We start from the raw sequence: 20153 nt of genomic DNA on the forward strand, positions 1-20153 counted from the left end.
AATATTAAAATATAGGCAATAATTAAAGAATTTTTTTATAATAAAATTTATTCACAGAGGAATCAGGTAAATAGTTTTGCGAGTAAAAATAAAATGGACGGGGAAATTGGCACCATGTCCCATGGAATACCTTCATATAATAAATCAGATAAACGTAGAAATAACTTAATTAATTTGGGATGATGTGCCACCAAGCAGACCTTGGAGGTAATAAATATGAAAGCACATACGATTATGAAAAAACAGGTGATTAAAGTTAAAGAACATGATCAAATGCAATGTGTCATTGAAAAATTTCTCGATTATGGAGTTAGCGGGGTTCCAGTGGTAAATGATCGAAATGAAATAGTAGGGTATGTGAGTGTAGAAGATATCATGCGTTTTATTGGAAAGCCTAATGATCTCGTTTTTGGGACACCATTTTTTATGGAGCATTATCAAATTAACGAAGAAGACTTTGTAGAACGTGCTCAAAAAATAAAAAAATTAAATGTCATGGAATTTGCACAGACAAAAGTTTACAAAGTGTCTTGGTACGAAGATATTGAAACCATTACAGCCATTTTTGCAAAGGAAAAAACGAAAAAAATTTTAGTAGAGAGAAATGGGGTTCTCGTCGGGATTATTAGTCGTAATGATGTCATTTATAACAGCTTCAAATCGTTAGCTTCACCAAAATGGGATGGTGATGTATTACCTAGAGCATGTTGCTTTGATTAACTAAAATAGCATAAAGGCATTTATGCTATTTTAGTTATAAACTGTAGTTTTACTATTGCTGTGGTGCTGACGGGGTTGAGATACTCTGCAAGGCATCTTCTGCCTCGTTAGAAAATTGATTTTGAACAGCTAAATCACCTAATGCAACCATTCCTACTACTTGCCCATTTTCTACGACTGGTAATCGACGAATTTGCTGTTCTGCCATTAGGTTTGCGGCTTGATGAACATCCATGTCAGGAGTTGCCTGTACAATCGTTTGTGCTGTCATTACTTCTGACACAGGTGTTTGAGGATTTTCTCCTTGGGCAGTAGTTCTAAGAGTAATATCACGGTCCGTGAGTATTCCAGTCATTTGACCATTGTTATTTATTACTGGAATGGCTCCGATGTTATATTGACTCATTAATGCAGCCGCTTCCTGTACGGTTTGTGATTCATTAATCGTGACTACATCCGCTGTCATTATATCTCTTATGGATTGTGGCATACCATTGCCTCCTTTAATGTTAATACGAATATAGCTTTAGAAGAATCCTTCAAATTATTTGTGGGAAAATTTCTCTATTTTAGTTTTGTTTTTAGGTCAGTTCATTCTAAAAATTTGTTTTTATTAATTAAATTTTCTGAAAAATCATTTACATCTATGATAAAAAGTCTTACAATAGTGAAGTACCAATAATCGCTAACATGAAAGACAAACGAAATTTTAAAAATCAATTCAAAAAATGATGGAGGTTTTGTTTTTACATGTGGATTTTAACGGTCTATCAGGGAGATTCTATTACGATGTATGAATTTGAAGATGAAAAAGAGGCTCGAGAATCATTTGAAAAGTATAAAGGAACTAAAATTCTTTCCCAGTTGATCCACTATAATGATTTATTAGAACTAAGTTATGCTTAAACGAATAATAAGGGCAGCGGTATCCGTTGCCCTTTTGGTATTATTAGAATCTACTGCATAAAAAATGTAAGCGCTTCAAAAAAATGATTGACAACCTTATAATGGATGATTTATTCTATAGAAAAAAATAATAGAATATGCGGATGAGGATTGTGGGAGAGTGCAAAAGACTTAGCCACCGAAGGAGCAAGTTTCAAAAAGACCCTTGGAACAAAACTCTCAGGTAGATGGAACCACAATTGGACGCACCTCTGGAGAGCGCGTGTGTAGTTTACGACACCAAAGGGGAATACTCTATAATTAGAGTTAATCTCTCAGGTAAAAGGACAGGGAAGGGTAGATAGCTTTAGGCTACCCTTTCCTGTCCTTTTTTGCGTCCTATTAGGTAAAGGCTTAAAATTTTGACAAATCCTTTATAGGAAGGACCACAAAGTAGCAAAATAGAAATAGGATAGTCGTCCAAAACTAAATAAAGTTTGGATGATGGTCAAAATATATCAGAAAGGTAGCTGTTGGCTATAAAAATGAATGAAGTTTTTAAAACATTAAGTTTTTTTAGCGTTATTAAAACAGGAGGTTATATGGATGAACACAGAAACAAATTTAAAACGAACACCACTCTTTGAAACATATAAAAAATACGGAGCAAAAGTTATTGATTTCGGTGGATGGGAACTTCCCGTGCAATTCACTAGCATAATTGAAGAGCATGAGGCTGTTCGTCAAGCAGCTGGTCTATTCGATGTATCGCATATGGGAGAATTCATCATTGAGGGGAAAGATGCAGAAAGCATCATTAATAAGCTGGGAACAAATGATGTATCCACAATACATACAAATCAAGCGCAATATACAGTATTGTGCTATCAAGATGGTGGCACTGTTGATGATTTAATTGTCTATAAATTAGCAGATGAAAAATATATGCTTGTACCAAACGCAGCGAATATTGAAAAAGATTATACGTGGATAAAGGAACATATAAAAGGAGATGTAACACTTCGTAATATTTCAGGAGAAGTGGCACAGCTTGCCATCCAAGGACCAAAAGCTGAAAGTATCTTGCAAAAACTAACAGATATTGACCTTTCACAAATTGCGTTTTATCGTTTTGCTCAGCAAGTTACGGTATCTGGGATTACAGACGTACTCATTTCTCGTACTGGCTACACAGGAGAAGATGGCTTCGAGTTGTATCTAGCATCTAATCAGGTAGTTGAACTATGGGACAAATTATTGGAAGTTGGCAAAGAAGATGGTTTAAAACCATGCGGACTTGGTGCGCGTGATACCCTACGCTTGGAAGCGCGACTAGCCCTATATGGTCAAGAGCTTTCAAAAGACATCAGTCCACTTGAAGCAGGAATTGGTTTTGCTGTTAAAGTGAATAAAGAAAGTGATTTTCTTGGTAAAGAAGCTCTTACTAAGCAGAAAGAAGAAGGAGTCAAACGTAGAATTGTAGGAATTGAAGTAACAGGAAGAGGCATTCCTCGTACTGGTTATAAAGTCTTCTCGGAAGATGATGAAGAAATTGGTGTTGTTACTTCTGGAACTCAATCTCCAACACTAAAGAAAAGTATTGGTCTTGCTCTTTTATCAGCAGAACAAACAAAAATAGGAACAGAATTAAAAATAGAAATTCGCAATAAATTAATTGATGCTGTTGTAGTCAAAACTCCATTCTACAAAAGAGTTTAATACTGGAAGACACGAAGTCTATTGCAGGAGAAGTGAAACAGGGAAAGCCACCTTAAGACACATTGTGTCAAGGTGGCAGGTGTAGAGTACCCGAAACGAAAATAAAGCCTAACAATAAAAAACGTTCCTTTATACAAACAATCCACCAGATTTTAAACTAATCACTAGTGAAGGGGAGAAAAGATAATGACCAATTTACTATATAGCAAGGAACATGAGTGGGTTCAACAATTAGAAGGTAATCGAGTACGGATTGGGATTTCTGATTATGCCCAAAAGTCATTAGGAGATATCGTATTTGTTGAAAATCCTAAAGAAGGGGATGAAGTGACAGCAAATGAGTCAATGGGATCGATCGAATCTGTAAAAGCAGTTTCTGATTTATACTCACCTGTTTCAGGTTCTGTTGTTTTGGTAAACGAAGAATTAGAGGATTCGCCACAATTGGTGAACGAACATCCATATGATACAGGTTGGTTGGTTGAAGTCGAATTATCTGATCCTGAGGAATTAAAGTCACTTTTGAATGAAAAGGAATATCAAACATTTATTAAAGAAGGTGAGGAATAGATGAACCCGTCCTATATACTACCGGAGAGATAGGGAATTCTTCTTTATATACATAGAGATCGTTCTTTTAAGGAGGAGAAAACAGATGAAACAGTCTTATGATGTTGTCATTATTGGAGGAGGACCGGGTGGATATGTTGCAGCCATTAGGGCCTCACAATTAGGTTTAAAAACAGCAATTTTAGAAAAAGAAAAATTAGGTGGAACGTGTCTACATGCTGGATGTATCCCAACAAAAGCCTTATTAAGAAGTGCCGAAATATATGTGAATACAAAAAAAGCTGAGGAATTCGGTGTGATCGCCCCTGAGGTGGGACTAAATTTTGTAAGAGTTCAAGAACGTAAAGACGAAAATATATCGCGATTATTTAACGGGATTCAACATTTAATGAAGAAGGGAAAAATTGATGTTTACGACGGAATTGGCAGTATTGTAAATTCTAAAGAGGTTGTTGTACAACTGAAAAATCGGGAAGATGTAACCTTACATACACAAAGTATTATCATTGCCACAGGCTCCCGTCCTAGAACACTCCCAGGATTAGAGATAGATGGTCATTATGTAATGACTTCAGATGAAGCGTTAAAAATGAAAGAATTACCGGATTCCATCATTATTGTTGGCGGCGGTGTTATTGGAATAGAATGGGCATCTATGCTATCAGATTTTGGAGTAAAAGTAACGGTGATTGAGTACGCGGATCGAATTTTACCAACAGAAGATAAAGAAATTTCGAAGGAACTTCAACGCTTAATGAAGAAAAAAGGGATAAAAATTGTAACCGGGGCAAAGGTTCTTCCAGAATCAATTGTAATAGAAGATGAGGTCTCCATTTCTACTGAACAAAAAGGAAAAGAAACAACTTATTCTGCAGCTAAACTTTTAGTTTCTGTTGGGAGACTTCCAAATGTTGAGGGAATTGGTCTTGAAAATACTGCCATCGAAATCATTAGATGTTCTATTAAAACGAACGAATACTATCAAACAACTGAGCCCAACATCTATGCCATTGGGGATGTTATCGGAGGATTACAATTAGCTCATGTGGCTTCCCACGAGGGAATCATTGCAATTGAAAAAATAGCAGGTAAAAATCCTACACCACTTGACCCTTTACTCGTATCTAAGTGTGTATACGGTAGTCCAGAAATTGCAAGCGTGGGATTAACAGAAGAAGAGGCAAAAGAAAAAGGCTACACAGTAAAAATAGGTAAATTCTCTTTCCGTGCCATTGGAAAAGCAATAGTATTTGGTGAGTCTGATGGGTTTGTCAAATTGGTAGTAGAAGAAGAATCTAAAAAACTACTCGGCGCACATATAATTGGACCTCATGCAACGGATATGATCACTGAAGCCGCACTTGCTACTATGATAAATGCAACATCACAAGATATTGCTGAAATGATTCATCCACACCCTGCCTTATCTGAAGCAATTGGCGAAGCTGCACAAGCGGTAGAGGACTTAGCGATTCATGCATAAAAAAAATAATAGAATATCCACAATATTATAGTGCGAATTAAAATTCTTATTGTTACAATACTATTTAAGAATAATAATATTCTATTTATTTAAAAGAGGAAAGTTACAACCGAGGAGGAATGGACATGACGTTTAAAACAGATGTTCAAATTGCACAAGAAGCAAAGATGATCCCAATTAGTGAGATTGCTGATTCTCTTGGGATTACGGAAGATGAATTGGATCTTTATGGAAAATATAAAGCTAAAGTATCCCTAGATGTATTATCCCGTCTTGAAGATAAACCAGATGGAAAACTTATCCTTGTTACAGCAATCAATCCAACTCCAGCTGGAGAAGGAAAAACCACGATGAATGTGGGATTGTCCATGGGGTTAAATAAGATAGGCAAAAAAACGATAACGGCATTAAGAGAACCATCCCTAGGACCTGTATTTGGGATAAAAGGTGGAGCAGCTGGTGGTGGATATGCCCAAGTTGTCCCAATGGAAGACATTAATCTCCACTTTACTGGTGATTTTCATGCGATTACATCTGCACACAATCTACTAGCAGCGATGCTTGATAACCATTTACATCAAGGAAATGCATTAAACATCGATCCAAAAAAGGTCGTTTGGAAACGAGTTCTCGATATGAATGACCGTGCTCTTCGAAATGTAGTGATTGGTCTTGGTGGAAAACCAGATGGCTTTATCAGACAAACAGGATTTGATATTACGGTTGCTTCTGAAATTATGGCGATTCTCTGTCTGGCTACAAGCCTCTCCGATCTGAAAGACAGATTGTCAAGAATGGTTGTCGCTTATAACCGAGACGGTGAAACCGTCACAGCAGGAGATTTAGAGGCTACAGGAGCAATGGCTTTATTATTAAAGGACGCGATCCAACCGAACCTTGTCCAAACACTTGAAAATACACCAGCCTTTATTCATGGTGGTCCATTCGCGAATATCGCACATGGCTGTAACTCTGTAATGGCAACTAAGATTGGTCTTAAATTAGCAGATTACGTTGTAACCGAAGCTGGTTTTGGAGCGGATCTCGGTGCTGAGAAATTCTTTGATATTAAATCAAGATTTGCAGGTTTAAACCCAAGTGCAGCAGTGATTGTTGCTACGATTAGAGCACTGAAAATGAACGGAGGAGTGTCTAAAACAGAACTTGCTCATGAAAACCTTCAAGCACTCCAAGACGGAATCGTAAACCTTGAGAGACATATTGAAAATGTTAATAAATTTGGCGTACCGGCTGTTGTGGCAATCAATAAATTCCCAACGGATACGGAAGCAGAAATCCAATTGTTGAAGGAAAAGTGTGCGGAACGTGGTGTCGATGTTGTTCTCGCCGAAGTATTCACAAAAGGTGGAGAAGGGGCCATTGAGCTAGCGAACAAAGTGGTTGAAATTACCGAAACAAAACCATCTCAATTTGCACCACTTTATGATGTGGACCTTTCCATTCAAGAGAAAATCGAGAGTATTGCCAAAGAAATTTATCGTGCTGAAAGAGTAGAAATTTCAGCAGCAGCTAAGAAACAAATGGCGGAACTAGAAAAACTTGGATTAGACAAAATGCCAATTTGTATGGCAAAAACGCAATACTCATTCTCAGATGACCCAAGCTTACTAGGAGCACCTACTGGATTTACATTGTCCGTTAGAGAAATTAGGGTGAATGCAGGCGCCGGTTTCATCGTTGCTTTAACAGGCTCAATTATGACGATGCCAGGTTTACCAAAAGTTCCTGCTGCAAATGGAATGGATATTACAGATGACGGGGAAATTATCGGACTCTCATAAGGAGGATTTACAACATGGGTGAAAAATTAGCTGGAAAACCAGTCGTACAATCACTTAGAGAAAACATCTTATCAAGAGTAGAAAAATTAAAGGAAAATAACGTGACTCCCACCCTATTATTAATCAGGGTGGGAGCTCGGGAAGACGATCTCTCTTACGAAAGAAGTATTCTTAAAAATTGCGACCTCTTAAAGATCAAATGTAATGTATTGGAACTTCCTGTAACTGTTACAATGGAAGAATTAACATGTGTTTTTGAAAAAGCAAATCGAGACCAAGATATTCACGGAATTATGATTTTCCGACCACTCCCTGATCATATTGATCCTGAAGTCGTTCGAAACTTAATCGATCCTGAAAAGGATATTGACTGTATGTCACCGATTAATTTAGAGAAAGTTTTTGAAGGGCGAAGCACAGGTTTTGCTCCTTGTACCCCTAAAGCCGTGATTGAATTGCTTAACTATTATGAAATTCCGTTAAACGGAGCTAATGTCGTTGTAGCTGGTCGCAGTTTAGTAGTAGGGAAACCGTTAGCCATGTTACTACTAGATGAAAATGCATCTGTTACCATTTGTCATTCCCGAACAAAAGATATGCCTTCTGTTACTCAAAAGGCTGATATCGTGGTGGCAGCGATTGGAAGAGCCAAGTTTATGGGGAAGGAATACTTTAGTGAGGATTCATTTGTCGTTGATGTTGGAATTAATGATGATGGGAATGGCAAAATCTGTGGAGATGTTCATTACGATGAAGTGATTGAAAATGTAAAAGCACTAACACCTCCTACAGGTGGAGTTGGACTTATAACTACCACGATTTTACTACAGCATGTCGTTCAGGCTTGCGAAAAGGCAACGAATGTGAAGAAATTCGTTACATCTGTATAACATTCTTTTATTAATAATAGGAAGGTATAAAGTATTTACCTTCCTATTCTCACTGGAGGGATTCATATGTTAGATAAAAGTAGTAATCAATTTTTAGATGAACTTTCATCTAAAGCCCCCGTACCTGGAGGTGGAGGAGCATCTGCCTATGTTGGAGCTATTGGTATGGCCCTTGGTAGTATGGTAGGGAATTTAACATTGGGGAAAAAGAAATATCAAGATGTACAAGAGGATATTATTGAACTACTAAAAAAATCTGAAGATATTATGGAAAAGTTAAAAGAATTAGTGAGTAAGGATGCGGAAGTATTTTATCCTTTATCACAAGCCTATGGTCTACCTTCTTCAACGGAAGAAGAAAAGCAAAAAAAAGACCAGGTACTACAAGAAGCATTGGTTGATGCATCGAAGGTTCCACTAGAAATTGCAAAGTTATGCTTAGAAGCGATCCTTTTACATGAGGAATATGCAAAAAAAGGCACGCGAATTGCGATTAGTGATGTAGGCGTAGGTGTAATCTTCTGTAAGTCTGCCTTACAGGGAGCTAAATTGAATGTATTAATTAACACGAAAATCATGAAAGATGAAGAATTGAAAAATAAAATTGAAACGGAATTGTTTGAAATTGAAAAGGTTGGATTAACAAAGGCTGATAAGATTTACAAAGAAGTGGAACAAATGTTTATTAAATAGAAAATAAAAACTATGCATCTAAAAATGATTGTGGTTTGTTTATGTTATATCTTCTAAATCCCCGGTAACTTGTGAATAAATTAACATTTTTTCACATTATATACATAAAATGGAGGAATGAACCATGCGTCTAGAGGGAAAGGTTGCTATCATTACTGGAGGAACATTTGGGATTGGGGAAAGCACAGCTGTACTCTTTGCAAAAGAAGGAGCAAAAGTGGTCATCGCTGCAAGGAATGAGGAAAAAGGAGCAAAGCTTGTAAATAAAATCAAGGAGCAGGGTGGGGAAGCTCTATTTGTCAAAACCGATGTATCTAAAGAAGAAGATGTCAAAAATCTTGTTGGGACAACGGTTGATACTTATGGAAAATTAGATGTTCTATTTGCTAATGCCGGTGTTGGCAGCATGGGAGATCTTGATAGTATAAGCCTTGATGATTGGAACTACACGCTCAGTGTTGACCTTACAGGTGTATTCCTTTGTAATAAATATGCTATTCCAGAAATGGAGAAAAATGGTGGCGGTTCCATTATAAACTGTGCATCGATTCTTGGGCATGTTGGCCAAATGTCCGTTTCTGCTTATGCTGCGGCAAAAGGCGGGGTAGTGAATATGACTCGTACAGCTGCAGTGACCTATGCAAATAGAGGAATTAGAGTCAACGCAGTATGTCCAGGTTACATTACCACGAATATATTAGATGATTTGAGTGACGAAATGATGGAACACTTAATATCCTTACATCCAATTGGACGCCTAGGAAAACCAGAAGAGGTAGCATACGCGGTTCTTTTCCTCGCAAGTAACGAATCCTCATTCGTAACAGGAGCAAACTTGTTAGTGGATGGAGGATATACAGCTCAGTAATGAATTAGGGCGACAGGAATCTACCCATTTTTGGAAGGTGACTGTCGCCCTATATTTATCTTGTCTTAACTAGCAGTCCCCCTCTACTGATGGAGATTTTCTTTGATGACAATTGGACTCTACGATCAATAAAGATTTTTATCTGTACAATGCTGCGAAGGAGTTAGCTATGCAAAAAGCGAATAAAGTAATGGATTACAAATTTGATAAATAACAAGCATCCATTACTTTTTGAAGGGGAACGGGGGGTGAAGACATCGTTCTATTAACTTGAAAAGAGGTGGATGATGATGAAAAAATATGTTGGAACCTGTTTGGCCGTACTTGTTTTGCTTTTATCTGGATGTCTATTAGAACGTGGAAATAATGCTAATGTCGAATCCTCGAATAGAGTTCAAGAGGACCATAAGCAACAGGAGCAAGATCAAAGTAATAAGGATAAATTGAAAGAGGCTGAAAAAGAACCCAACACCGAAACAGAAATAGCAACGATTGAAGAATATTATCCACTAAAAGAAAATGTTCGTTATGTGTATGAAGGGCAAGGTAATGAATATGCTTCATATGTTGTTCATATCGACTATATTTCAGATCAGAAAGTACAGCAAAGAATCGATAATGGTGGAACAGTGATAGCCCGCATCGTTGAAATAAAAGATGGAAAATTGGTAGAAACTTATTCAAGAGAGGAAGCCTATTATCGGGAAAATCTTTTAAACACCGGTAGTGGGGATGAAGAAGTATTATTAATGGAACCGTTAAAAGAAGAAACCACTTGGAAATTGAATGATTCAAGTGTTCGAACGATAACCAATTTATCTGCGGAAGTTTCAACTCCAGCTGGTGATTACGAAGCCATTGAGGTTAGCACTGAAGGTCCTCATGGAAAAACCCTTGATTATTATGTCAAAGGCATTGGTTTAGTTCATTCCGTATTTCATTCAAAGGGAACAGAAGTTAGTTCTTCTTTGAGTAAAATAGAAGAAGATGTTCCATTTATACAAACCGTTTCATTTTTTTTTCCAAATATTAATGACGATCAAATGTATTATCGTAATAGAGAAGTCTCATTTCAAACCAATGATATTACTAGAATCATGTTAGAAAAGGCCTATAAAGAAAATGTCCCAGATAAATTGAGTTCAGTTCTGACGAAGAATATGAAAATAAACAGTCTGTATTTAAACCAAGATAATAATTTATATATCGACTTAAACCAAGCCTTTTTAACTGAATTGGTGGCTGGTTCAGGAGTAGAAGCGATGATTCTCCAAAGCGTAGTTAATACATTTGGTCATTATTATGGTGTTGAGAAGGTATTACTTTCCATAGATAATAAACCTTATTCATCTGGGCATATCTCCATGAATAAAGGAGAATTTTTTACGGTAACATCGATCGATGGGGCTATAAAGCTTCAATAAAGTGATTTCAAAAAGGTGGCAGAAACCTCTGGAGATTAGGGAGCTTCTGCCACCTTTTTTAATAAATTATGTTAAAGATCTGAAACTAAGCTTTAGATCTCTCTTTAAAATAAATCCACCTATTTAATTCAACTTTTTCAAGACCTTTTCAATCGGAATAGCGTAGCCAATAGGCTGATCTGTCGTTTGTTTGGCATATATGACACCGACAACGTTTCCAGCGGAATTGATAACTGGACTGCCACTATTCCCTTTATAAATAGGTGCAGCGAGCATAAGTACTGAATCAGGATGAGAACCATCTAAAATTTTGCCTTCTATAACAATTTGACTATGGAGCATAGGGTTGCCGATAACATAAACATGGTCCCCGGAATTCCATTTCACAGGTTTTATCAGTGAGAGAAAAGGTAAATCTTCTCCGTCCAGTTGTAGAATAGCCAAATCAATCTGCTCATCTGTAATAATGGGGGTTGCATGAAAAATTCTACCATCTGGAAAAATAACCGTTATAGGATTCATTTTATCAATTACATGATAATTAGTGATAATGATTCCTGTTTCTGAAATATTAAACCCAGTTCCTTTAGAATTCATATCTTGAATCGTGACAACCGCTTTTTTATAAGTTTGAATATCTTCTTGCTGAGATAACTCTGTAGACCTTTGTAAAAAAGAAAGAGAGGAGAGGTTAAAAAGTTGTGGCCATAATTGTACCGCACTGATAAACATAGCAAGTGATACACAAACGGCAATTATTTTGGTGAAGAATGCTTTCCATTTTCTACTTTTTTCTTTTAACAATTGCTCCTTTTCAGTAGGGAAAAAATCCTCAAAAGCTGGTTCTTCAAATTTCTCATCATCCAAGTCCTTTTTAATTTGGTCCATTTGAATTCCCCTTATTTTTACTGCACTATTTGTTATACTTTAATGTCTAATCAATTTTTATATTAGGTGAGATTACAGTGTAAAGTAAAGTATTATGATTAATCCAAGATTTCTTGTATAATAAATTCAAAGGATTATAGGAATATCTATGTTGTCCATAGTTCACAAATAGGAAACAAAATTTATTTGACGTATATCATCATATCCTATATTATATATAAAAGTTAGATTCTGAAACATTCGTGAGAGGTTCATAGCTGATACCCTCTATAAAAAACTATGGATACATGACAATACGCCATGTCCATATTAGGACATGGCTTTTTGGTTTTATTCCTGTATGTTATTTATAGAAAAAGTGTGAACCTTTTTTGAAAAAGTGATCGAATCATTTTCAAGGAGGTTTTTTTATGTCTGGTCGAAAACATGAGGAAGGTTTAAAAGATTTAACACTATTAGGTAATCAACATACAAAGTATGCATTTGAATATGCACCCGAAGTTTTAGAAGCAGTCGATAATCTTCATAAAGATCGTGATTATTTTGTGAAGTTTAATTGCCCCGAGTTTACGAGCTTATGCCCGTTGACTCATCAACCGGATTTTGCAACGATGTATATTTCCTATATTCCAGATCAAAAAATCGTTGAGAGCAAGTCACTGAAACTTTATTTATTTAGTTTCCGAAATCATGGGGATTTCCATGAAGACTGTGTCAATATTATCATGAATGACTTAATCAAATTATTAGATCCGAGATATATTGAAGTCTGGGGAAAATTTACTCCGCGTGGGGGAATATCGATTGATCCATGGTGCAATTATGGAAAGCCAGGTACAAAATATGAAGAAATGGCCAACCATCGTTTGATGAATCATGATTTGAATCCGGAAAAAGTCGATAATCGATAAGAGTATTTTGTGAATACGAAAAGAGGTTTTAGCGACCCTCTATAAAAAACTAAGAAAAAACAGCATCTTTCTTAGATGCTGTTTTTTGTATAAGGGAGTGTGTTGTATTCGTGAAAGGGGAAAAAGCCATCGTTGTATTCATTGGCGGGCGGGACGGGTATAAGCAAAGCACATTGTAAACGGTGTGAGTGAAACAGATTTTAGTGGTTATCCTGATTGCCTGGATATTTTTATGAAATCATAAATGTTACTTTAAATTTATCAATGGATGACTCCTTTGTTCTTCATACCCCCTTAATGTGGTTAACTAAAGCACAAACTTGGGAGCTTACGGATGAGCTTGGAGGATTAGACTTTATTCGCGAAAGAACGCTAACCTGTTATAACGGAATTATAGCAGATGGCTATGGGGAATATCCGGCATGCCAATTGCAGAAAAGAGGACTTTATGAGTATTTAAGTTTAAAGAACGATAGCCGTTCTCTTTGAATTAAGCTCCCTTGAAAAAACAATCTACTAAATTTGAGGAGGAACTGTATTGAGAATATTATTTTATTTACTATCTATAGTTATTGCAAATGTGGTTACAGCAAGGTTTGCTCCAATGCACTTTGGCATATTCATTATTCCAATGGGTACTATTTTTGTTGGAGCAACATTCATCTTTCGAGATATGGTTCAAAATAAATATGGCAGAAGCAAGACCTATTTATTTATTTTTACAGCATTAATTTTATCTGCACTCGCGTCTTATTTACTCGGAGATACGTTAATGATTGTTGCTGCTTCTGCAGTTTCCTTTTTAATTGCTGAAACGGCAGATACAGAAATCTACTCACGTTTAAAACTACCAATAGCATGGCGAGTTTTCTATAGCGGTATTGTTGGGGGCTTTCTTGACTCAGCTGTGTTCGTAATCATTGGCTTAAGTCCACTTGGAGCTGGTTTCATGCCATGGGAAGCTGTTCCTGCTGCAATTGTTGGGCAAGTATTAGTAAAAACCCTCTTGCAAATGATCGGGGCCTTAATGATTAGTCAAGTGAAAATCATAAATGAAACTCAATCGATTATTAAATAGGACCGCTGAAATGTTCGAAATAAGTTGTTGTAAAGCAAATAATGTGTAAAAAATAGCCTTATTTCGTATAATAGGGAAGAATAATGTTAGGAGGCTATATTGATGCATATTGAAATGTGGACTGACTTTGCTTGACCATTTTGCTATATTGGCAAAAGGCGTCTGGAGGACGCTATTAAACAAATAGATCATCAAATTGAAGTAACCTATCGATGCTTTGAATTGGACCCAACGATGGGGAAAGATGTAAAAGAGAGTATGTACGAGACTCTAGCAAAGAAATATGGTATGAGTGTTGCTCAAGCAAAAGCCAATACAGATAATGTTGCGAAAATGGCAAAAGAAGTTGGATTGGATTATCATATGGATACGTTAATTCAAACAAATACTTTTGATGCTCATCGTTTAACCATGTATGCTAAAACAAAAGGGTTAATGAAAGAAATGACTGAGCGTATTTTACATGCTTATTTTACGGAATCCAAACATATAGGAGACTATGACACACTAACCGAACTAGCAGTTGAAGTGGGGCTAGACCGTGAAGGGGTTCAGAATATGCTTGCTAGTGATGAAATGGCCGATGCCGTGCGTAACGACCAACAAACCGCGCGTCAGTACGGGATTTCTAGTGTGCCTTTCTTCCTGATTAATAAAAAGTATGCCATAACTGGTGCTCAACCGACCGAGGCATTTGTTCAAGCCTTACAAAAAGTCATTGCAGAAGATAAATTGGTTGTTCTAAACAACGAAGACGGACTTAACTGCGATAAAGATGGCTGTGAAATACCGGAAAAATAATTAAAGGCACCTTCCAAAAAGTGGAAGGTGCCTTTCGTATTTTAAATTTGTTTTACTTCTACCCATTTCCGGACACTATTGATGAACCATATTTTACTACTTTTCTTTAAATCTTCAATGGTTAATATCTTTTCATGAACTTTACCTTCTTGCAATAGTTTTTCACGATATGTACCAGCCAATAATCCACAGGCGATAGGAGGTGTCCAATACTCACCATCTATTTCCAAGACGACATTGCCATTTGTAAATTCAGTCAACTCATGATTTTGATTCCAAAGCAACACATCAAAAACATGAGGATATTTCTTTTGAAAATAAGAATAGGCTGATCTATTCGTGGTTTTATGATATAAAAATGGATTTTCTTTATCTATAGGCTCGTCTGATAATTTGAATTGTAAAGGCGATTTGGGCGGTTGAATCGGTTGACCTTCTATCACTTTTTCACCATTTTTGTTAATCAATAACCGAAGTTTAAATTCTCCTAAATTATTTTGACGGGCAAAATGCAGCAAACCTGCGTTTATTTCTTCTAAATTGATTTTAAATTGAAAGTACTTCGCCGTATTTTTAAGACGGTTAAGATGTTCATCAAGTAAGAAATAGTGCCCATCTTTTAATAAAAGACTTTCTAACAATTGGAAATCAGGCTGCTTCCTTTTAAGCAAGCTTGCTTTTGTAAGGATTTCCTCATATTCCCCTTCGGTAGTAGAATCCCAGGTAATTCCTCCGCCAACCCCATAGGTTGCAGTGCCTGATTTTTGATCAATAATAACAGTTCGGATCGGGACATTAAAAATGGCTTCATGATTTGGTGTTATATAGCCAATGGTCCCACAATATACTTCACGAGGTGTATTTTCTAAGTTCGCAATGATATCCATTGTGCTAATCTTTGGTGCCCCTGTAATAGATCCACATGGAAAAAGAGCTTTGAAAATATCGAACAAGGAGCTGTTGACTGCTATTTTTGCTGTAATCGTTGAAGTCATTTGATGAACAGTTGGGTAATGCTCAATTTCAAATAGCTTTGGAACTTGAACGGTACCTGGTTTAGCAATCATTCCCAAGTCATTTCGCAACAAATCTACAATCATAACATTTTCAGCACGATTTTTTTCAGAATGGTAAAGCCAATTTGCATTTGTTTCGTCTTCAGTAAACGATTTACCTCTTTTTATTGTTCCTTTCATCGGACGAGTTTTTATCGTATCTTCCTTTAAATGAAAAAATAATTCCGGTGAAGCAGATAGAATCTGAAAATCTCCTGTATTGATATAGGCACTATAATTAGCGGTTTGTGCTTTTTTTAGATCCTCAAAAAAAGCAAGACCATCACCTTGGAATTTGGAGTTGAGACGTATAGTATAGTTTGTTTGGTAAGTATCCCCACTTTCAATATATTGCTTAATGGAATTAATAGCAGATTCATACTCATTCATGTCAATAGATGGTTTCCAATCAGAAATCTGATAGCTGCCTGAACCATTTAAAGTTACTGGTTGTGGTTCTGAAAAGATACCAAACCACAGTAGGGGCATAGACTGTCCATCTCGCACCTTATAAGATGAATCAAACGCAGGTGCGCTTTCATAAGATAGAAAACCAGCAGCATAATAACCATCATCTATGGCATTTTGAATTTGTTGAAAACATGGTAATACCTCTTCGATCGTGTTAGCGATCACCAATTGAATAGGGTTATAAAATGTTAAAGGTTTGATCTTTCCAGTAGCTGTAGCAAACTCGAAAGATAAGAGGGGCTCTATTTGGTTACGGTTTGTTTTCATTTTTGCTCCTTTTCGATTATTTTTTGAAAAAGTTTTCGATCAATTGTAGACCATGTTCAGTCAAAATTGCTTCAGGATGGAATTGAACGCCTTCTACACGAAACGTTTTATGGCGTATAGCCATGATTTGACCGTCTTCACTTTTTGCACTAATTTCTAAACAGTTAGGGAGGGTAGATTCATCCACGACCAATGAATGATATCTTGTCGCCTGAATGGGAGAAGGAATACAGTCGAAAATATGACTTTCATCGTGGTATAAAAGGGAAATTTTTCCATGCATGGGTTTATGAGCTTTTCTGACGATCCCGCCGAAAGCCTGTGCGATAATTTGATGACCTAAGCAAACGCCTAAGATTGGGATATATTCATGGAATTTTTTTACAATATCTAGGCAGAGTCCAGCTGAATTAGGATTTCCGGGTCCTGGAGATATAAGAATATGATCTGGTTTTAAGGCTTCGATGTCTTTTAATGACACTTCGTTATTTCGAAGAACGACGACATCTTCACCTATTTTTTTAATATATTGAACTAAGTTGAATGTAAATGAGTCATAATTATCGATTACTAAAATCACTTTACTTCTTACTCCATTTCTTTTAGACTGTTGCACAGAACTTATTATAGACTAGAGTTACGAATGAATTCCACTAGCATAAAAAAATGCGTAATACATAAAGGTGACAGGCACCATCCATAAAATGGAAGTACCTGTCACTTTTTTTAGGTTAGGCAATAAAGATAAAATATAAAATAAACAATACGCAGAGTACATACATGATCGGATGAATTTCTTTAAAACGTTTCTGAGCTATAAGTGTTAATGGATAAAGAATAAATCCGAAAGCTAATCCAAAAGCGACGCTGGATGTAAGAGGCATCATAATAATGGTTAAAAAGGCTGGAATGACGATTTCAATTTTACTCCAGTCAATATTTCGAATATCCATTGCCATTAACGCCCCAACAATGATTAGGGCAGGAGCTGTAACCTCTGTTGTGATAACAGAAAGAATAGGAGAAAAGAATAAAGCAATTCCAAAACAAATCGCAACGACAATGGAAGTAAAACCTGTTCGACCCCCAACAGCAATTCCAGAAGAAGATTCTACACTTGTCGCTGGAGTTGAAGTCCCTAAAATAGCCCCAATAGCACCAGCTGAAGAATCGGCAAGTAAGGCTTTTCCTATCTTAGGGATTTCGTTGTTTTTCATAATCCCAGCTTGACTTGTTAAGGCAATAAGTGCACCCGCTGTATCAAAAAAGGCAACGAATAAGAAGGTGAAAATCACGGCCAACACTTCAGGGCTAAAAATTTGATCTAAGTTCATGAACACTACACCAAAAGTTGGTTCTAAGCTAGGAATAGATCCTATAATGGAAGAAGGAATATGAATAAATCCAATAATCATCCCAATGATGGTTGTAATGACCATTCCATAAAAGATAGCACCGTTAATCCCTCGTACTAACATAGCAATTGTAAATATTAACCCAATAATAGCTAAGGCTGTTCCAGTAGAAGTCAAATCTCCGATTGTCACAAAAGTATCTGGATTGCCAACAATGATACCAGCATTTTTAAACCCAATAAACGCAATGAAAAATCCAATTCCAGCAGCGATAGCGTGCTTTAAATCCTTAGGAATGGCATTAATGATTTTTTCCCTGATTTTCATTAAGCTTAAAATCATAAAAATAATCCCAGCAATAAAAACTCCTGTTAACGCTACTTCCCAACGAATCCCCATTCCAATACAAACAGAAAAAGTAAAAAATGAATTTAATCCCATACTAGGAGCAATGGCTATCGGATAATTTGCAAGTAGTCCAATAAGGATTGAACCAATGATTGCAGTCAAAGCTGTAGCCGTAAATACGGCTCCTTGATCCATCCCTGATTGGCCTAAAATAAGGGGATTTACAACTAAAATATAGGCGATCGATAGAAAAGTGGTGATTCCTGCTAATATCTCTTTTTTATAGGAGGTTCCCCGTTCTGTAAAATGAAAAAAATTCTTCATGGTGTTTGACTCTCCATTCTGTAAATATAGTGAAAACTACATCAGTGACTTCACACTTTCACTGATGGTTTTGTTCTTTTCGGGTTTTACGAGCAGTTGAACTCCTCATTAATTTCTTTAGAATCTTGGGGTGGGAGTCTTACTGTCCGTTAAAACGGGATCAATAATATACGGAATCAGTCCTGTTAATAAGTTTCCACATTTCCACTGCTTTATGATTTTGCTTTCAGACATAAAAAAAACCTTGGCTACAAGCATGCCAAAGTTTTATCTGCAAATGGAATGAAAATAGAACGACTATTTTTCAAAACTTGTAGACAAGCTATTAACGGTAGCTGGTAGAAACGTTCAAGCCGTATTCTTGAACTTATACAAGGAATATAAAACAAAACAATAGAAAAATAATAGCAAGTCAAAGTGATGTCGTCAACAAAAACTTCCAATCATTCATGATGTTAATAAATTCATGTAATTCAATAAATGGTTTTCCTTTAACTTACGTTTTTCTTCAATTTCATACGTTCTGGTTTTTTTATGATTGGAAAAGCAATCCCGATAAGTATGACAAAAACGCCAAGCCATTGGTAGTATGTAACAGACTCTTTAAGAACAAGGGTCGACATCAAGACAGCAGTCGGTAATTCTGAGGCACTTAAAATATTTCCTAGAGAACTTCCAACTTTGGGCATTCCAACATTAAATAATAATGGAGGAAGTAGGGATCCAAAAAAGGCAAAATAAATAGCGTATGGAAATAATCCCTCTAAAAGAGAACCATTTACAAAAAAAGTAGGTGGTAAGAATATAGAGATAAACAAGAATGCTCCCGTACACATGATAGCACTTTTTTTGATCGGGTGTACGGGAATCGTTGCCTTACCACTTACATAGATAAAAGTTGCAAACGACAGTCCGGATAAAAGTCCCCAACCAATCCCCACCCACGATAGGCTGATGGAACTCGCTAATAAATTAGAAGCCAACACCGACCCAAATAAAATAATGATGGTTGCAATGATATTCAATTTAGTCGGTTTTTTTCTTTCACAAATATATTGGATAACAATCCCAATCCAAGTAAACTGTAATAATAGAATAATAGCTAAAGAAGCATGAATGGTTTCAAGTGAATGGTTATAAAAAATCCCCGTAGCCCCCATAGGGATTCCACTAACGAGTAAAATCAACCATTGTTTAAAGGTCAGTGCACTTTTTTTGCGGATCATGACGGTCGCTATCCACAACATAAGGGCACCAAAGAAATACTGAGAACCTGTTACATCATTGATGCTAAATCCAAGGCTGTAAGCAATTTTTATAAAGGTTGAAACAACCCCATACGAACAGCCTCCTAAAAAGACAAGGAGTGCGTATCTCCAAATCCCCACAAGAATACCTCCTTTAATACGAACTAAAGCCACTCACCCTTTAAAAGGGTGAGTGGCGAAAAAGTTAACATTAACTTAAAAAATCCACTTGTTACGAAACTTCGCAACTTTTATTTCTTATTGATTTATCATATATATTATATAATGAAAAAATTAATTGTAAACCTTAGAATGATTATAATAAAGTGAAAGGTGAGAGGCACCATCCAGATA

General features: G+C 36.4%; 19 protein-coding genes, 1 pseudogene and 3 riboswitches. Of the genes and pseudogenes, 14 read left to right on the forward strand and 6 right to left on the reverse strand.

The features are described 5' to 3' along the window. The first annotated feature begins 216 nt into the window (after positions 1-216). Complete coding sequence (locus tag Q5760_RS13305) at positions 217-720, forward strand: CBS domain-containing protein (protein ID WP_428908129.1); 504 nt, start codon at positions 217-219, stop codon at positions 718-720. Between the two features lie 52 nt (positions 721-772). On the opposite strand, the gene Q5760_RS13310 is transcribed toward Q5760_RS13305, so the two are convergent. Further along, positions 773-1210 carry a CBS domain-containing protein gene (locus Q5760_RS13310; RefSeq protein WP_428908130.1) on the reverse strand — a complete coding sequence of 146 codons (438 nt, stop codon included), beginning with the start codon at positions 1208-1210 and terminating at the stop codon, positions 773-775. Between the two features lie 260 nt (positions 1211-1470). Between Q5760_RS13310 and Q5760_RS13315 the strand changes: the two genes are divergently transcribed. The 9 genes from Q5760_RS13315 (at position 1471) to Q5760_RS13355 (ending at position 11054) form a co-directional block, all read left to right on the forward strand. Next, a complete protein-coding gene (locus Q5760_RS13315; RefSeq protein WP_428908131.1) occupies positions 1471-1626 on the forward strand; it encodes a hypothetical protein in 156 nt (51 codons plus the stop codon). A gap of 143 nt (positions 1627-1769) precedes the next feature. Further along, positions 1770-1872, forward strand: a riboswitch (glycine riboswitch). A 339-nt stretch (positions 1873-2211) separates the two neighbouring features. Continuing rightward, positions 2212-3324 (forward strand): glycine cleavage system aminomethyltransferase GcvT, encoded by a 1113-nt coding sequence (gcvT, locus tag Q5760_RS13320; RefSeq protein WP_428908132.1) that lies wholly within the window; start codon positions 2212-2214, stop codon positions 3322-3324. A 186-nt stretch (positions 3325-3510) separates the two neighbouring features. Then, positions 3511-3894 (forward strand): glycine cleavage system protein GcvH, encoded by a 384-nt coding sequence (gene gcvH, locus Q5760_RS13325; protein ID WP_428908133.1) that lies wholly within the window; start codon positions 3511-3513, stop codon positions 3892-3894. Between the two features lie 85 nt (positions 3895-3979). Further along, positions 3980-5377: a dihydrolipoyl dehydrogenase gene (gene lpdA / locus Q5760_RS13330; RefSeq protein ID WP_428908134.1), complete on the forward strand. Its 1398-nt coding sequence runs from the start codon at positions 3980-3982 to the stop codon at positions 5375-5377. A 125-nt stretch (positions 5378-5502) separates the two neighbouring features. After that, complete coding sequence (locus tag Q5760_RS13335) at positions 5503-7179, forward strand: formate--tetrahydrofolate ligase (protein ID WP_428908135.1); 1677 nt, start codon at positions 5503-5505, stop codon at positions 7177-7179. 14 nt (positions 7180-7193) lie between these two features. Then, entirely contained in the window at positions 7194-8069 is an 876-nt protein-coding gene (locus Q5760_RS13340; RefSeq protein ID WP_428908136.1) for a bifunctional 5,10-methylenetetrahydrofolate dehydrogenase/5,10-methenyltetrahydrofolate cyclohydrolase, read from the forward strand. Between the two features lie 66 nt (positions 8070-8135). Beyond that, entirely contained in the window at positions 8136-8762 is a 627-nt protein-coding gene (locus Q5760_RS13345) for a cyclodeaminase/cyclohydrolase family protein (protein ID WP_428908137.1), read from the forward strand. 124 nt (positions 8763-8886) lie between these two features. After that, a complete protein-coding gene (locus Q5760_RS13350; RefSeq protein WP_428908138.1) occupies positions 8887-9630 on the forward strand; it encodes an SDR family NAD(P)-dependent oxidoreductase in 744 nt (247 codons plus the stop codon). 290 nt (positions 9631-9920) lie between these two features. Then, the gene (locus Q5760_RS13355) at positions 9921-11054 is read left to right on the forward strand and encodes a GerMN domain-containing protein (RefSeq protein ID WP_428908139.1); all 1134 of its coding nucleotides are present in this window, start codon (positions 9921-9923) and stop codon (positions 11052-11054) included. 123 nt (positions 11055-11177) lie between these two features. On the opposite strand, the gene Q5760_RS13360 is transcribed toward Q5760_RS13355, so the two are convergent. After that, a complete protein-coding gene (locus Q5760_RS13360) occupies positions 11178-11942 on the reverse strand; it encodes a S1C family serine protease (RefSeq protein WP_428908140.1) in 765 nt (254 codons plus the stop codon). 240 nt (positions 11943-12182) lie between these two features. Then, positions 12183-12229: riboswitch (PreQ1 riboswitch) on the forward strand. Positions 12230-12352: 123 nt separating this feature from the next. Between Q5760_RS13360 and queF the strand changes: the two genes are divergently transcribed. The 4 genes and pseudogenes from queF (at position 12353) to Q5760_RS13380 (ending at position 14732) form a co-directional block, all read left to right on the forward strand. Further along, the gene (queF, locus tag Q5760_RS13365) at positions 12353-12853 is read left to right on the forward strand and encodes a preQ(1) synthase (RefSeq protein WP_428908141.1); all 501 of its coding nucleotides are present in this window, start codon (positions 12353-12355) and stop codon (positions 12851-12853) included. 163 nt (positions 12854-13016) lie between these two features. Beyond that, positions 13017-13342, forward strand: a pseudogene (locus Q5760_RS13370) (7-cyano-7-deazaguanine synthase); the annotation flags it as partial. 49 nt (positions 13343-13391) lie between these two features. After that, complete coding sequence (locus Q5760_RS13375) at positions 13392-13931, forward strand: VUT family protein (protein ID WP_428908142.1); 540 nt, start codon at positions 13392-13394, stop codon at positions 13929-13931. Between the two features lie 147 nt (positions 13932-14078). Next, positions 14079-14732, forward strand: a complete 654-nt coding sequence (locus tag Q5760_RS13380; protein WP_428912577.1) for a DsbA family oxidoreductase — start codon at positions 14079-14081, stop codon at positions 14730-14732. Between the two features lie 41 nt (positions 14733-14773). Here Q5760_RS13380 and pabB read toward each other — a convergent pair whose 3' ends face one another. The 4 genes from pabB to Q5760_RS13400 all read right to left on the reverse strand — a co-directional run bounded on the left by pabB (position 14774) and on the right by Q5760_RS13400 (position 19940). Then, the gene (gene pabB, locus Q5760_RS13385) at positions 14774-16525 is read right to left on the reverse strand and encodes an aminodeoxychorismate synthase component I (RefSeq protein WP_428908143.1); all 1752 of its coding nucleotides are present in this window, start codon (positions 16523-16525) and stop codon (positions 14774-14776) included. Positions 16526-16541: 16 nt separating this feature from the next. Further along, the gene (locus Q5760_RS13390; protein ID WP_428912578.1) at positions 16542-17105 is read right to left on the reverse strand and encodes an anthranilate synthase component II; all 564 of its coding nucleotides are present in this window, start codon (positions 17103-17105) and stop codon (positions 16542-16544) included. Between the two features lie 151 nt (positions 17106-17256). Beyond that, positions 17257-18552: an NCS2 family permease gene (locus tag Q5760_RS13395; protein WP_428908144.1), complete on the reverse strand. Its 1296-nt coding sequence runs from the start codon at positions 18550-18552 to the stop codon at positions 17257-17259. A 294-nt stretch (positions 18553-18846) separates the two neighbouring features. Beyond that, positions 18847-18947, reverse strand: a riboswitch (purine riboswitch). Positions 18948-19043: 96 nt separating this feature from the next. Further along, positions 19044-19940, reverse strand: coding sequence for an EamA family transporter (locus Q5760_RS13400; RefSeq protein WP_428908145.1), 897 nt, complete (start codon positions 19938-19940; stop codon positions 19044-19046). Positions 19941-20153: the final 213 nt, after the last annotated feature.

Origin of the sequence: Niallia sp. Kr1 (assembly GCF_050389805.1) — a bacterium.
Lineage (GTDB): Bacteria > Bacillota > Bacilli > Bacillales > Cytobacillaceae > Bacillus_BD.

What these genes read in the sequence shown, in the direction of transcription:
- Q5760_RS13360 (WP_428908140.1), bottom strand. Translation starts at nt 11,942, where the DNA reads ATGGACCAAATTAAAAAGGACTTGGATGATGAGAAATTTGAAGAACCA.
- pabB (WP_428908143.1), bottom strand. Translation starts at nt 16,525, where the DNA reads ATGAAAACAAACCGTAACCAAATAGAGCCCCTCTTATCTTTCGAGTTT.
- lpdA (WP_428908134.1), top strand. Translation starts at nt 3,980, where the DNA reads ATGAAACAGTCTTATGATGTTGTCATTATTGGAGGAGGACCGGGTGGA.
- gcvT (WP_428908132.1), top strand. Translation starts at nt 2,212, where the DNA reads ATGAACACAGAAACAAATTTAAAACGAACACCACTCTTTGAAACATAT.
- Q5760_RS13310 (WP_428908130.1), bottom strand. Translation starts at nt 1,210, where the DNA reads ATGCCACAATCCATAAGAGATATAATGACAGCGGATGTAGTCACGATT.
- Q5760_RS13350 (WP_428908138.1), top strand. Translation starts at nt 8,887, where the DNA reads ATGCGTCTAGAGGGAAAGGTTGCTATCATTACTGGAGGAACATTTGGG.
- Q5760_RS13340 (WP_428908136.1), top strand. Translation starts at nt 7,194, where the DNA reads ATGGGTGAAAAATTAGCTGGAAAACCAGTCGTACAATCACTTAGAGAA.
- queF (WP_428908141.1), top strand. Translation starts at nt 12,353, where the DNA reads ATGTCTGGTCGAAAACATGAGGAAGGTTTAAAAGATTTAACACTATTA.
- Q5760_RS13315 (WP_428908131.1), top strand. Translation starts at nt 1,471, where the DNA reads ATGTGGATTTTAACGGTCTATCAGGGAGATTCTATTACGATGTATGAA.
- Q5760_RS13305 (WP_428908129.1), top strand. Translation starts at nt 217, where the DNA reads ATGAAAGCACATACGATTATGAAAAAACAGGTGATTAAAGTTAAAGAA.
- Q5760_RS13345 (WP_428908137.1), top strand. Translation starts at nt 8,136, where the DNA reads ATGTTAGATAAAAGTAGTAATCAATTTTTAGATGAACTTTCATCTAAA.
- gcvH (WP_428908133.1), top strand. Translation starts at nt 3,511, where the DNA reads ATGACCAATTTACTATATAGCAAGGAACATGAGTGGGTTCAACAATTA.
- Q5760_RS13335 (WP_428908135.1), top strand. Translation starts at nt 5,503, where the DNA reads ATGACGTTTAAAACAGATGTTCAAATTGCACAAGAAGCAAAGATGATC.
- Q5760_RS13395 (WP_428908144.1), bottom strand. Translation starts at nt 18,552, where the DNA reads ATGAAGAATTTTTTTCATTTTACAGAACGGGGAACCTCCTATAAAAAA.
- Q5760_RS13355 (WP_428908139.1), top strand. Translation starts at nt 9,921, where the DNA reads ATGAAAAAATATGTTGGAACCTGTTTGGCCGTACTTGTTTTGCTTTTA.